We start from the raw sequence: 14,096 nt of genomic DNA, 5'->3' as shown, positions 1-14,096 counted from the left end.
TATAAAATGCTACAAAACAAGTAGAACAAATAATCATTTTCTCAAAAAATGTTCTGGGTAAAGGCAGGTGACATCATGTGGAGAATGTGCCCTTATTACAAGTGAAGAAAATGAGTAAGGCGTTTTCGAATCAACTTGTGCTAAAGGAAGTGAACTTACAAGTAGAGCATGGTGATATATACGCTTTAGTTGGTGGAAATGGCGCCGGGAAATCGACATTAATGAAAATATTAACGGGGTTATATTCGTATGATAGTGGAGAAATGTATGTGAAAGGAAAGAGACAGCAGTTTGCAAATCCAAAAGAAGCACACCAAGAAGGGATTTATTTAATACCACAAGAACCGCTCATTTTTCCGCATATGACCATTGAAGAAAATATATGTATTGGATTAAAGGGGAATAGAAAGAAGCTTAAAGTAAAAGTTCAGCAATTAATTGACAGTTTAAGTTGGGATATTGATCTTAATGAACAGGGAGAATCGTTATCTATTGCGCAACAACAGTTAGTAGAAATCGTTAGAGGATTAATAAGAGAAGCTGAGATTCTTATTCTAGATGAGCCAACATCGACATTAACAACACACGAAATTAAGAGTCTTTTTGTGTTGATGAAAAGTTTACAAGAAAAAGGAATTGGGATGATTTATATTACGCATCGTTTTCCAGAAATCTTTGAAATTGCCAACAAAGTAGCAATACTACGTGATGGAATGGTTGTAAGCCAAGGTGATGTATGTGACTATACATATGACATGCTGATGGAGGGACTATTGCCAAAAGGATATAAACAGAAAGAGAAAATAGAAGTAGTTCAAGAGACAGCAAAGACGAAAAAAATATTAGAAGTGGTTGATATAAATGGTCACGCATTCGAAAATATATCATTCACTGTACATGCGGGTGAGGTTGTAGGTGTTGCTGGCATTATAGGATCTGGCAGAACGGAATTAGCAGAAGCGATATTTGGATTGAAAACTATAAAATCAGGGTCTATCTTATTGGGGGGAAAATCAATTGATACGTGTTCTTTGCATAAAAGGCTAGACGAAGGACTAGTTTATGTGCCAGAGGATAGGGCGAGGAATGGAATTTTCTCAATTGCTTCTGTTAAAGAAAATATTGCAGCAGCAAGTTTATATCAAAATAATCGCTTTTTTATAAATCAAGAAAAAGAAAGCGCTTTAGTTAAATCGTTTATAGAACAGTTCCGAATTGTTGTACAGAATATGAATAAAGAATTGGCATCTTTATCAGGAGGTAATCAGCAGAAGGTCGTGCTTGCGAAGTATCTTGCATGTAATCCTAAAATTATTATTCTTGATGAGCCGACTCGCGGAATTGATGCGAAAGCAAGGCTTGAAGTGTATGAGACGATAAAAAAAATGAAAAGGGAAGGACTCGCAATTTTATTAATCTCTTCAGATGTTGAAGAAATTATCCAATTAGTAAACCGTGTATATGTAATGAGAAATGGGCGATTTGTTTCTCATATGGAAAAAGAACAACTGAGTGTGAATGAAGTTACACGCCTTGCATACGGAGGTGTAACGGAATGAAACGTATGTATAAAATGCACGAAACGTCTATCATAATGTTACTACTAATTTATATAGCTATTGTAGGGATGATAAACCCTAGTTTTATTCAATTTACCTCGTTATCTTTACTGATGAAATCAAGCGTTATTTTAGTCGTGCTAGCAATCGGTCAATCGTTCGTCTTATTTACGAAAAATATAGATGTATCAGTTGGTTCAAGCATGGGATTAAGTGCAGCAGTTTGCGGAATGATGTTAACGAATGGGTATAGTGCATTCTTGTCGATATTTGTAGCTATTATACTTGGGGCCATTATCGGTTTCGTAAATGGTATTGGAGTTGCGAAGTTTCGGGTACCAGCCATTATTATGACATTAGGCATGTTAGGAATTGTTAGAGGTGCAATGTTAATTTTCACAGGCGGGAAGTGGATTGAAGATATTCCAAACGATTTTAAGCAGCTGTCATCTATCATCATTCTTGGTTTACCTATAACTGTATGGTTCGTTCTTATTATTTTACTACTACTATACTTCTTTTTAAGAAAAGTGCCATTGGGAAGATACTTTTATGCGGTAGGTGATAATGAAGATGGCGCGAGGCTTATTGGTATACCTGTTAATAAAGTGAAGATATATGCGTTTATGATTTCAGGCATAAGCGCTGCGCTCGCTGGTTGCATATTTGTTATGAATATCGGGTTCGTTCCAAATCAAACTGGTACAGGAATGGAACTACAGGTGATTGCAGCTGCTGTGCTAGGAGGAATTCATCTAAAAGGAGGAACAGGTTCTATATTTGGAGCTGCACTAGGAGCATTGTTTTTAGAAGTGATAAGCAGTTCACTTATCTTTTTAAAAATACCAGCATTTTGGAATAATGCTATTTCAGGTTTTTTACTATTACTTATTATCATATTAGATAGCGTCATGAAGAAGTGGAAAGCAGAAAGGAGAATGAATCTATGAAGTATTTTTACAGATGGGAAGGTGTGTTAATCATATTACTTCTTATAGAATTCATTCTCTTTAGTTTTATAAACAGCAATTTCTTAAATATTAGTAATCTCCTTTTTAGTACAAATGATTTTCTATTCATAGCAATCGCGGCAATTCCAATGACTTTCGTTATTGTAACAGGAGGAATTGACGTATCTGTAGGATCAATTATGGGGCTAACCTCGATTTTAATTGGTGTGTTTTGGATGAATGGAATTCATATTTTACTAGCAGTAATAATGGCACTTATAGTCAGTTGCTTAGCAGGAGCTTTAAATGGGCTTATTATAAAATTGACAGATGTAGAACCACTAGTCGTTACACTCGGAACGATGTTTTTATACGGAGGAATTGCACTCGTCATTTCAGGAGGGGCAGGTGCTTCTGGATATGAAGGGATAAGCGGCTTACCTGATACTTATGTACAACTAGCAAATGGTAGTTTTATAGGAATACCCAATTTATTATGGCTACTTATTTTATTAACAATTGTATGCACGATTTTGTTTCACCGAACGATATATGGGCGCCACGTAAAATTAACAGGCGCGAATGAAAATGCAGCAAAATACACCGGGATTAAGACGAAGAAAGTAGTAATCATTGCTTACATACTTTCTGGGTTAGGAGGTGGATTAGGAGGAGCTTTCTTAACTGCATATTTCGGTTCTGCACGTGCTGATATAGGAAGCGAAACAATATTACCAATTATTACAGCAGTTGTATTAGGCGGGACACTTATTACAGGTGGAAAAGGAAGTATTTTCGGTACTGTACTGGCGAGTATTTTCATTGGGCTCATGCAGTATGGCTTGCAAATGACGGGTTTAACAAATGAACAATCCAATGTAGTAATAGGTATTATCCTTATTCTTTCAGTTATTATGAGACATTTCAAATTACATCAATTTTTAGCGGGGAAAAGACAGAGTTTGCATAAGGGGGAAATGTCATGAAGAGAAAACTAGGGATTGTATTGATTGTATGTATTTGTTTAATCGGTTTAATTGCGTGTTCTAGCCAAACGGCAGATAAGAAAAAGGCTGATGATGTGAAATTTGCATTTATTCCGAAATTAACAGGAGTTGGTTTCTTCACATCGGGAGGTGAAGGAGCAAAGGAGATGGGAGAGAAGCTAGGCGTACAAGTGAAATATGATGGGCCGTCTGAAGCGAGTGTATCAGGGCAAGTAAAGTATATAAATAATTTTATTAACCAAAACTATGATGCACTTATGGTTTCCTCTACATCAGTTGATGGTTTATCGCAATCACTACAACGTGCTAAGAAAAAAGGAATGACCGTCTTAACATGGGATTCTGATGTGAATCCGAAAGATCGTTCTTTTTATATAAGCCAAGGAACACCAGACCAACTTGCTAACTTATTAATAGAAATGACTTCTAAGCAAATTGGAGATAAAGGAAAAGTAGCATTCTTTTATTCTAGCCCGACAGTAACGGATCAAAACCAATGGGTAACGAAAGCGAAAGAAATTATTAAAAAGAAATATCCGAACTGGGAAATTGTAACGACGCAGTACGGTGAAAATAATGCACAAAAATCTTTATCCGTAGGGGAGAACATATTAAAAACGTATCCAGATATTAACGCAGTTATTTGTCCAGATGCAACAGCACTCCCAGCAATGGCGCAGGCAGCTGAAAACTTAAAAATGGATAAAAAAGTAGTGGTAACTGGATTTTCTACACCGAACGTTATGCGTGATTATGTAAAACGAGGAACAGTACAACAATTTGGTTTATGGGATGTAAAACAACAAGGTGCTCTCGCAACGTATGTAGCAAATGAAATTGTTGTAAAAGGGAAGAAGTTAAAAGTAGGGGATAGCTTCGAAGTAAAAGGAATTGGAAAAGTGAAAGTAGAGCCAAACTCCATTCAAGGATATGATTATGAGGCAGAAGGGAACGGAATTATCGTATTACCAGAACGAGTTGTATTTACGAAAGATAATATTGATAAGTATAATTTTTAGTAGACAAAAAAACGTCCGAATATATCGGACGTTTTTTTATTTCTGCATTAATTATGAACAGTTTCTTTTTCGTTTAATCCAAGTGTACGACCAGTAGAAGTGTGAAGGTCTTGGAACAATCTTGGATTTTCAGTTAGTGAAATGCCATATGAAGGAATCATTTCTTTTATTTTTTCTTCCCATTCTACCATGCGGCTTGGGAAACATTTTTCTAATACTTCGAGCATGACGTGAACAGCAGTAGAAGCACCTGGTGATGCGCCTAGTAATGCGGCGATTGAGCCGTCAGCTGCACTTACTACTTCTGTACCAAATTGAAGTGTTCCTTTACCGCCAGCATCAGTATCTTTAATTACTTGTACACGTTGTCCAGCAACTACAATATCCCAATCTTTACTTTTCGCGTTCGGAATGAATTCGCGTAATTCTTCCATACGTTTTTCATGTGATAACATAACTTGCTGAATTAAGTATTTTGTAAGTCCCATTTCTTTTACACCAGCGGCTAACATCGTTAAGACATTATTCGGTTTTACAGAACCGATTAAGTCAAGATTTGAGCCAGTTTTTAAGAATTTAGGTGAGAAGCCTGCGAATGGTCCAAACAGTAAAGCTTTTTTATTGTCTATATATCTCGTATCTAGATGAGGTACAGACATTGGCGGAGCGCCAACTTTAGCTTTACCGTACACTTTCGCATGATGCTGCTCTACAACTTTTTGGTTTTTACATACCATAAATAGTCCACTTACTGGGAAGCCACCGATATGCTTTGATTCAGGGATACCAGTCTTTTGAAGTAGAGGTAGGCTACCGCCACCGCCGCCAATAAAGACGAATTTAGCAGTATGATGCTCAATTTTACCACTATTCATATCGTGTACTTTTACTTCCCACAAACCATTTTTCGTGCGCTTAATATTTTCGACACTATGCTTGTAGTTTAGCTCGACATTTTTTGTTTTTAAGTAATCAAACAACATACGTGTTAATGCACCGAAGTTAACATCTGTTCCAGAGTCAATCTTCGTTGCCGCCATCGGTTCATTAGATGTGCGACCTTCCATAATGAGTGGAAGCCATTTTTTTAATGTTTCAGGAGCATCAGAAAATTCCATTCCTTGAAACAGTGGATTTTTTGAAAGCGCTTCAAAACGGTTTTTTAGAAACTCAACATTTTTTTCCCCTTGTACTAAACTCATATGAGGTAGTGGCATAATAAAATCTTGTGGATTACGAATTAATTTGCTCTTTACAAGATATGCCCAAAATTGTCTTGAAAGCTGGAATTGCTCATTCACTTTTACAGCCTTACTAATATCTATAGATCCGTCAGCTTTTTCGGAAGTATAGTTCAGTTCGCATAGCGCAGAATGCCCTGTACCTGCATTATTCCATTCGTTAGAGCTTTCTTCCCCGGCACTTGCGAGTTTTTCAAAAACTTTAATTTCCCATTCTGGTGCTAATTCTTTTAGTAATGAGCCTAACGTTGCACTCATAATTCCTGCACCAATTAAGATAACGTCTGTTTTTTGCTGCATGTTGCTCATGATAATCTCTCCATCCCCTATATTGGCAAAAAAGTGTAGGTGTTTTCTATGTCTAAGCCGTAAAAGAGAAACACCGCCTAGGCCCCACCTAGGTGTATACCTTTTTTGTCTCAATTATATAACCATCTCATACTCTATTATAATAATTAATAGACTAAAATATCTAGTGTTATCTGATAATTTTAAACTATTTAACGTTTTATTCGCTAAAAATCTTATTTAACAAGCTCTTTTAAGGTGATAAATAGAAAAAAATTACAGTTTGAAATTATCTCGAAAAAGCTTACGTATCCTTAAGTGACTAAATCGAGTACCTTTTTATGGGATTATTCTTTCTGTAATGGTAAGATTATTCTGAAAAATAAAAAGGAGGGACTCTAATGTGTACAAAAGAACAAATTTCAAACTTATTTCGAAACTTTTCAATAAAGGAATGTAAAGGGTCAAGTGATTTATATGAATATTTATCAATGAAAATTGCTGAAGATGAGGAAGTACTTACACTATCGTCCTATGCTCAGGTAGGTCAACCAGTCCCAAACTTACTATTAGGTGCAGTACATTATTTATTGCTAGCAGGGAAAGAACATCATTTAAAAACGTATTATAGTAGTTTAGTTGAAAATGCTGCTACAAATTTAGATAAAGCTTTTAATCATTTTAAAGATTTCTGTAAAGAGTACCGAGAAGAAATCATTACTTTGTTACAAACGAAACTCGTTCAAACAAATGAAGTAAGACGGTGCGCATACTTATACCCAAGTTTCTGCTACATATTTAACAAAGTGAAGAAGCCGTTAGCGTTAATTGAAATTGGGACAAGTTCTGGGTTGCAACTGTTCTGGGACCAATATTGTTATTCGTACGGGACGGATGAAATGTACGGAAATATAAATTCAAATGTGCATGTAACTTCTGAAATAAGAGGGGAGAATGTACCACATTTTCTAAAAGAAAGCCCATCTGTCGTAGAAAGAATCGGACTGGACTTACATGTGAATGATTTACATGATGAGGAAGATTATTTATGGTTACGTGCTTTAATTTGGCCAGAACATAAAGAAAGGCTTGAGATGTTTGATCAAGCTGCATCTTTAGTGAAAAATGAATCTGTCCAATTAATAGAAGGAGACGGTGTAGAGCTATTATCATCTATTATTGAACAAATAAGTGAAGAAGCTGTTATTTGTATTTTCCATACACACGTCGCAAATCAAATACCAGAACAAGTAAAACATAAGTTAGAAAAACAAATACAAGAAATTGGCGCAAAACGTGATGTATTCCACCTGTATAACAACATGTGGGATCGTGACCTTCATATTGATTATTATATTAACGGAAACGAATATCGTGAAACGGTTGGAGAAACAGAAGGGCATGGGAGATGGTTTAGCTGGAAGATTGGAAATGAGACGCTTATTTAGATTAATAGGGGCGCCCTCACTTGTAAAAGAAGGGACCATAGGCTCAAGCATTGACTAAATGGTTAAGGAATAAATGTATTAGTAACATACAAAAAATACTTCGGAGAAATCCTAAGCATTTTTTGAATTACATTTAAACCCCATAATGGATCATGTACTTCTGTTCTGCTGCAGCTTGTACAATTTTTGAAGCTAACTCATTCAGCTCATCAGATTTTCTGAAGAACTTTGAAGATGTAACTGTTTCATAGAAAATTGCTAAAGATTCAGGAGGGATAATTGTAATACCACAATAAGCTAAACCGTATTCCTGATTTTTGACTGTATGAAAGTAAGTTTTCATAATTGATAAATTTTGATTTAAACTACTGATAATATCATCATTAACAGAAATACAATGATATTTCTCTGGTGTATAATCATTGTAACTTTTTTGAGAATTAAATTCGTCAATTATTCCAAAATCATGGACACATGCCATCATTATTATCCTTTCAAATTTAATAAAATGATTTCTATTAAAGTAAAATGTCTATTCGTTTAAGTGTAATAGAAATAGTTATGTAGTTCATAAAATATTTTCGGTTTTTCTTCGTGAAAACAGTTTATTTATCGATAAACTCATCAGGAGTCCAAGTGGCGATTTCATTCCCAGGTGCAGCGACTACAAGCCATTGCTCACATAGGACACCAGCTTGCCAACATTCATAATAATCATGAAAACCATTTAAAAAAATAATTTGTCCACTATCTAATGTAATAATTAAATGAGGGATTTCTAAGCCAAGTTGTATATCGGTAACTTTTTGTCTTCTTATCTTAAATATTCTTTCATATTCTTCTTTCTCAGAATAAACTTCAAATTCATCTTCATTTAATGGGTAGCTTTTTTGAGGTTTATTAAATAAACACCATTTGGATTCGATATTGATATATAATTGTCCGTCATAATCAACTGAGTCGTGAAAGTTTGTGAAATGAATCTTTATAGCGCCTGGAGAAATACCAAATTGTAATCCATCAACTTGTGATCCGATAAAGAGATTTTTCAACACTTTTTCAGCGTAAATTTTATCCTCTGTATTCATTCTTGAATTCCTCCTTTTCATAAAAATATACCTTATATTTTTATTGTAATAAATAAATTTTCATGTAAAATGAACCTTTTGTGAAAAACGAGCGAATATAGTGTGAAAGATCATGAGAGGGGAACGGAGCTTTTGATGAAGTACAATTAAAGGAATGGCTATATAAAATGGGGTCTGGGGACCAAGAAGCCTTTCAAATTATTTATGAATATACATGTAAAGATATTTATAGAACAGTAGTATTTTTAGTAGGAAGTCAAAACCAAGATGTAGACGATATAGTTAATGAAGTGTACATCAATATGTGGAAGTCCATAACAAACTATGATATAAATCGTTCATTTCGTTTTTGGTTACATGGACTAGTTGTCAAGGAAGTACAGGATTGGCGTCGTAAATCGTGGCGACGATTTCGAATCTTTGAAAAGAAGAAAATGTATGAACAAGATCGGCCTTACATAATGGATGAAGCTATTTTACATAAAGAAACACGAAGTGAATTAGTAGAAGTTGTACAAAAAGGTTTTACAATTTATCAATTAGAAATTGTTGAAGGAGAATATAAAGATTACTTTATTGATAGACCATTTGATAAACCATCTGAAAGAGGGCCTAATTTTACTGGAGATATAAAGAAATATAAATTAAATGGCTATGACGTTACATTCGGTGAGTATAAAGAATCGAATGTAAGGGCAATGAAAATAGTTGTGCCAGCAAGGGAAGGGAGAAATGCATATCAAGTGTATATAAATGATAGTATGCTGTCTAAAAAAGAGCTTGAGAACGTTTTACTTTCGATGATTGAATAGTTATTCGGTATAAGCAATTGATAATTATATTATGTAAACTTCTTTTTACAAAACATCCATTTTAAAAAATGGATGTTTTGCATTTAGATAGATTAGGTGGAGTGTATATTTTAAAAAAGCGGAATACTTTGCGGAAAGTTAAAAACATTTTTCGGATCATATTTTGCTTTTACTTTCATTAATCGGTCAAAGTTACAACTGAAGTATGCATCTAGCCAATTTTTAATGGATAGGTCAGGCGTATTAACGTAGACACCTTTTGTAAATGGAAGCATTGCCAAGCGGAAGTCTTCAACCCACCGAATACTTCCACCAGCACCTTCTGGTTGCTCCCAAGTAGCGAATATTGACATGTTTGATAGTGCTTTTCGGTAAAAGTAAGCAGTTGCCCCATTTGGCACCTCAGCAACAGCACCGCCTAATCCGTGGGAAAATATGGAGGTGGTAAAAAAGGGTAAGTTAAATCGTAATTTCTATTTGATTGCCTTCTGGATCACCTATTACACTTTCATAATAGCCATCTCCAGTAAAACGTGGTCCATTTAATAAAGGATAACCAGCATCTTTTATCACCTTTGTCAGTTCATTCACTCGTTCTTCACTACCGACAGAAAAAGCCATATGAGCATAGCCAGTTATGTTTAAATTAGGCTTATTTGCAACCCCTTTTTTACGCATAAGTTCAAGCCTTGCTCCAGATTCGAACGTAATAAAATAAGATTCAAATTGTTTCATTTCATTATGGTATAACGAGTTTGCTTTACCATTAAAGTATTTTATATAAAAATCACGCATACATTCTAAGTCATTTACCCAAATTGCAATATGTTCAATTTTCATAGGTTTCACCAATCCTATCTGTATCAATTAGGCTTCCACTGTATTAAATTTGCATTTGCATTGCAACAATTTTGCTTTGCTATTAAAGCTAGTTGTTAATTTTTGATTATGTACGTACATACAATATGTAATTAAGTGAATGACCATCATAGTAATTACAGAAAAGGGTGAATACAGCATATGAATCAATTTGAGCAAATGATGTACGTTGGTGTCATCATGTCTATTGTACTATCCGTAATGATTTTAGGGTCTTTATATTATAATCCTCGACTTTCATTAACTGATTATCCGAAAGATATTCAAAAAGTAGTTTTTCCAAAATCGATTCATGAAAAAAAGCAAACCATTTATTTTAATATTTTATATAATACTATTCTTTTCGGTACTCCTTTCATTTCTACATATATACTACATAAGCATGAAAAATTAATGTATATGGATGCCTATTTACACACTTTTGGTATTTTAATGATTTTCAATTTAGTAGATTTACTTATAATTGATTGGCTAATTTTTTGCTGGATTACTCCAAGGTTTGTTGTGATTCCTAGTACGGAAGGTATGAAAGGATATAAAGATTATAAGTTTCATTTAAGAGGGGCTATAGTCGCTACTCAAATTTTAGCAATCGTAAGTTTATTTTTGGCGGGAATTGCTACAACTATTTAGTGTGAAGAAGGGCATGGAGCTTTTATAAAAGATAAGGAGATTTATAATATATAGAATTAGAAATGAGAATTTGATAGTATTGGAGTAAGGAGTTTTAATAACAGTATATTAAACAATATTAATATACTGTTGCAAATGTTTTGATATTATGTAAGATTATACAATTTTACGAAGGCATTTGGTAAAATTCAAAAAAATTTAATGGAGGCTAATATGAAAAAAGTAATTGGCGCAGCAACAGCAACTGTTTTTGGATTGGGGGCGTTTACCACAACTGCTACCGCAGAAACAATTGTAACAGCAGATGTACTTAACGTACGTGAAAAACCGACTACAGAATCAAAAGTGGTCGAAAAAGTAAAGAATGGGCAAGAGTTAAAAGTCATAAATACCGAAGATGGCTGGTCAAAAATTGAATTGAACGGTAAAGAAGTGTTTGTAAGTTCGGAGTTTACAAAAGATGTGTATCATGTAACGGCGAATTTGTTAAATGTACGTACTGAAGCAAACACGGATTCAGAAATTCTTGGCAGACTAAAAAAAGATGATGTAATTGAATCAACGCATCAAGTAAAAGACGGATGGCTGCAATTTGAGTATAAAGGAAAAACTGCTTATGCAAACGTTTCTTTCCTATCAAGTACAGCACCAACTGAAAAGAAAACTGAAGAGAAAACGAAGCAAGTAGCGAAAGTACAAAAATCAGTTAAAGAAAAGAAAGAAGTAAAGACGCAGAAAGTAGCAAAAGCGAAAGAAACAACGAAAGCACAAGAAATAGTAAAGCCTAAAGAAGAGTTAAAAGTCAAAGAAGAAGTAAAAGTTAAAGAAGAACCGAAAGTGCAAGAAATAGTAAAGCCTAAAGAAGAAGCAAAAGTCAAAGAAGAAGTAAAAGCGCAAGAAATAGTAAAGCCTAAAGAAGAGGTAAAAGTCAAAGAAGAACCGAAAGCGCAAGAAATAGTAAAGCCTAAAGAAGAGGCAAAAGTCAAAGAAGAACCGAAAGCGCAAGAAATAGTAAAAGCTAAAGAAGAAGAAAAAGCAAGAGAAAAAGCAAAAGCTAAAGAAGAAGAAAAAGCAAGAGAAATAGCAAAAGCTAAAGAAGAAGAGAAGGCAAGAGAAATAGCAAAAGCTAAAGAAGAAGAGAAGGCAAGAGAAATAGCAAAAGCTAAAGAAGAAGAGAAGGCAAGAGAAATAGCAAAAGCAAAAGCTAAAGAAGAAGAAAAAGCAAGAGAAATAGCAAAAGCTAAAGAAGAAGAAAAAGTAAGAGAAATAGCAAAAGCTAAAGAAGAAGAGAAGGCAAGAGAAATAGCAAAAACTAAAGAAGAAGAAAAAGCAAGAGAAATAGCAAAAGCTAAAGAAGAAGAGAGAGCGAAAGAAGCATCTAAAAACAACATACAGTCTGCTAAACGTGAATTAACGGTAGTAGCGACAGCGTATACTGCTGATCCAAGTGAAAATGGTACATATGGTGGACGCGTTTTAACTGCGATGGGGCATGATTTAACGGAAAATCCGAATATGAGAATTATCGCAGTTGACCCGAAAGTAATCCCATTAGGATCTAAAGTATGGGTAGAAGGTTATGGAGAAGCTATCGCTGGTGATACTGGAAGTGCAATTAAAGGTAATCGTATTGATGTTTTAATGGGTTCAAAAAGTAAAGCTATGAATTGGGGAAGACAAACTGTTAAAGTGAAAATTTTATAATAACAATAATTATCCAAATAGAAGTCAGTTCTCTTTATTGAGGCTGGCTTTTATTTTTTTAGTAGAAGGATAATAGGATTTTTAAATGGCTTATTACTAAACCTGTAACAAAACATAAAAAATGTATGATGTTTAGAAAATAAAACTATTAAGAATGAGGTAAGGAAGTAGAACAGAAGTTTATTGAGAAGTAGAGAAGAGTAGTATGTTGAAAACGAAGGATTAACGTATAATGAAATGTATAAATTGGATCAAATCGTTTACTAAACACTGTTACTCATAATAGTGTAATTAAGTTCAAAGGATAGGTGTATTTCATGAAAGAAGTAAGAGAATATATTGAAATAAAGAAACAAGGTGTATTGGCGCTGCAAATAAAAGAAACTGAAGAAAAGTTAGGTGCTGCTTTCCCAAATCAATATAGGGATCTTATTAAATTAGTTAATAATGCTGAAATAGGGGAATGGGTACTATATCCGATTAAAGATAATAGAAATGTAACGAAAACTTGGGATGATATAGTTAGACAAAATGTTGACATGAGAGATGAGTATATTTCAGAAAACCTTATCATAATTGGTGACGATGGTTCAGGGGATAAATTGTGCTTTAAAATAAATAATGGAAAAATGGATGATCAAATATATATTTGGTATCACGCGGATGACGAAATGGAAGAAATATGTCCGAGTTTAAAAGAATTTATTATGGAAGCTATTCAGGAAGACGATGCTTTTTAGTCTTAATTATTATCATTTTGTGAATCACTCTTATAAAAGGCGAGGATAGAATATGACAACAGAATTATATGGTGCACATTGCAAAGAAAGGAAAGGGTATAGAGTAATTGAAGGAAGAGGTTCATATAATCATTACTTTGGCGGTCAAGATTGTAATTTGCCAGTATGTAAGTTATGCGGTGAAAAGATGCATCAAATTCTCTGTTTTGATTTAAAAGATGGGAGACTTGCTGAACTTAAAAGTAATGAACTAAATATTTTACCATTCGTTTCATGTTTAAACTGCGCGATGGTATGGGAACCGCAATATTTTCAGTTAAGTGATGGAGGGAAAACAGTTCAAATCATACAGCAGCAAAATACAGAAGAATGGATAATGGAAGAGGAATATAAGTTACCAGTTTCATTACCAAAAACAACGGTAAAGCTTATAAATATGAAAAATGAAGATATACCTATAGATGAAGATAGTTACTGGGAAGCTTTTGACTTGTTCGGTTCTGAATATGTATGTAGATTATTAGGGGTACCGTTATATGATGATCTTCCAAAGGATTTGGCGTGTCCAACTTGTGCGAAAGAGATGAAATATGTTGCTACAATTACTCAAGATATTGAGGAACGTGGACTTATTTCAGTAGTTGATTTCCAGTTTGGGGAAATGAATATATACTATTATTTATGTATAGATTGTTTAATTATAAAAACTGAAATACAAAATACATAAC

The 14,096-nt window shown here is 34.1% G+C and carries 14 protein-coding genes and 1 pseudogene; 10 read left to right on the top strand and 5 right to left on the bottom strand.

From position 1 onward, the window contains the following. Window positions 1-77: 77 nt before the first annotated feature. From DN407_RS14490 to lsrB, 4 genes are read left to right on the top strand one after another with little or no spacing between them, the layout of a single operon-like run. A complete protein-coding gene (locus DN407_RS14490) occupies window positions 78-1,559 on the top strand; it encodes a sugar ABC transporter ATP-binding protein (protein ID WP_149216404.1) in 1,482 nt (493 codons plus the stop codon). After that, the gene (locus tag DN407_RS14485) at window positions 1,556-2,509 is read left to right on the top strand and encodes an ABC transporter permease subunit (RefSeq protein ID WP_025117862.1); all 954 of its coding nucleotides are present in this window, start codon (window positions 1,556-1,558) and stop codon (window positions 2,507-2,509) included. Before DN407_RS14490 ends, DN407_RS14485 begins: the two co-directional genes overlap by 4 nt. Continuing rightward, a complete protein-coding gene (locus tag DN407_RS14480; protein WP_000873530.1) occupies window positions 2,506-3,495 on the top strand; it encodes an ABC transporter permease in 990 nt (329 codons plus the stop codon). Before DN407_RS14485 ends, DN407_RS14480 begins: the two co-directional genes overlap by 4 nt. Next, window positions 3,492-4,535 (top strand): autoinducer 2 ABC transporter substrate-binding protein LsrB, encoded by a 1,044-nt coding sequence (gene lsrB, locus DN407_RS14475; protein WP_000823656.1) that lies wholly within the window; start codon window positions 3,492-3,494, stop codon window positions 4,533-4,535. Before DN407_RS14480 ends, lsrB begins: the two co-directional genes overlap by 4 nt. Window positions 4,536-4,582: 47 nt before the next feature. Here the strand turns inward: lsrB and DN407_RS14470 are convergent, their stop codons facing one another. Continuing rightward, window positions 4,583-6,085, bottom strand: coding sequence for a malate:quinone oxidoreductase (locus DN407_RS14470; protein WP_149216403.1), 1,503 nt, complete (start codon window positions 6,083-6,085; stop codon window positions 4,583-4,585). Between the two features lie 380 nt (window positions 6,086-6,465). Between DN407_RS14470 and DN407_RS14465 the strand changes: the two genes are divergently transcribed. Continuing rightward, entirely contained in the window at window positions 6,466-7,512 is a 1,047-nt protein-coding gene (locus DN407_RS14465) for a DUF2332 domain-containing protein (RefSeq protein ID WP_149216402.1), read from the top strand. Between the two features lie 133 nt (window positions 7,513-7,645). Here DN407_RS14465 and DN407_RS14460 read toward each other — a convergent pair whose 3' ends face one another. Continuing rightward, the gene (locus tag DN407_RS14460; protein ID WP_002152719.1) at window positions 7,646-7,996 is read right to left on the bottom strand and encodes a hypothetical protein; all 351 of its coding nucleotides are present in this window, start codon (window positions 7,994-7,996) and stop codon (window positions 7,646-7,648) included. A 121-nt stretch (window positions 7,997-8,117) separates the two neighbouring features. Beyond that, window positions 8,118-8,600 (bottom strand): hypothetical protein, encoded by a 483-nt coding sequence (locus DN407_RS14455; RefSeq protein WP_001090918.1) that lies wholly within the window; start codon window positions 8,598-8,600, stop codon window positions 8,118-8,120. Between the two features lie 167 nt (window positions 8,601-8,767). Between DN407_RS14455 and DN407_RS32150 the strand changes: the two are divergent. Next, window positions 8,768-9,181: pseudogene (locus DN407_RS32150) on the top strand (sigma factor); the annotation flags it as partial. Window positions 9,182-9,522: 341 nt separating this feature from the next. On the opposite strand, the gene DN407_RS14445 reads toward DN407_RS32150, so the two are convergent. Both DN407_RS14445 and DN407_RS14440 read right to left on the bottom strand, forming a co-directional pair. Beyond that, window positions 9,523-9,813 carry a BBE domain-containing protein gene (locus tag DN407_RS14445; protein WP_002005328.1) on the bottom strand — a complete coding sequence of 97 codons (291 nt, stop codon included), beginning with the start codon at window positions 9,811-9,813 and terminating at the stop codon, window positions 9,523-9,525. Window positions 9,814-9,871: 58 nt separating this feature from the next. Continuing rightward, entirely contained in the window at window positions 9,872-10,252 is a 381-nt protein-coding gene (locus DN407_RS14440; protein WP_000687532.1) for a VOC family protein, read from the bottom strand. Window positions 10,253-10,432: 180 nt separating this feature from the next. On the opposite strand from DN407_RS14440, the gene DN407_RS14435 reads away from it, so the two are divergent. The 4 genes from DN407_RS14435 to DN407_RS14420 all read left to right on the top strand — a co-directional run bounded on the left by DN407_RS14435 (window position 10,433) and on the right by DN407_RS14420 (window position 14,095). Beyond that, the gene (locus DN407_RS14435; RefSeq protein WP_001071234.1) at window positions 10,433-10,924 is read left to right on the top strand and encodes a hypothetical protein; all 492 of its coding nucleotides are present in this window, start codon (window positions 10,433-10,435) and stop codon (window positions 10,922-10,924) included. 213 nt (window positions 10,925-11,137) lie between these two features. Next, window positions 11,138-12,628: a cell wall-binding protein EntB gene (gene entB / locus DN407_RS14430; protein WP_149216401.1), complete on the top strand. Its 1,491-nt coding sequence runs from the start codon at window positions 11,138-11,140 to the stop codon at window positions 12,626-12,628. 317 nt (window positions 12,629-12,945) lie between these two features. Beyond that, complete coding sequence (locus DN407_RS14425; protein ID WP_149216400.1) at window positions 12,946-13,368, top strand: SMI1/KNR4 family protein; 423 nt, start codon at window positions 12,946-12,948, stop codon at window positions 13,366-13,368. A 52-nt stretch (window positions 13,369-13,420) separates the two neighbouring features. Beyond that, the gene (locus tag DN407_RS14420) at window positions 13,421-14,095 is read left to right on the top strand and encodes a hypothetical protein (protein ID WP_061666496.1); all 675 of its coding nucleotides are present in this window, start codon (window positions 13,421-13,423) and stop codon (window positions 14,093-14,095) included. Window position 14,096: the final 1 nt, after the last annotated feature.

The organism is Bacillus sp. JAS24-2 (genome assembly GCF_008274905.1).
GTDB classification, from domain to species: Bacteria; Bacillota; Bacilli; order Bacillales; family Bacillaceae_G; genus Bacillus_A; species Bacillus_A cereus.
The sequence above is the reverse complement of the archived record's forward strand: the minus strand, read 5'-3'. Positions and strand labels throughout refer to the sequence as shown.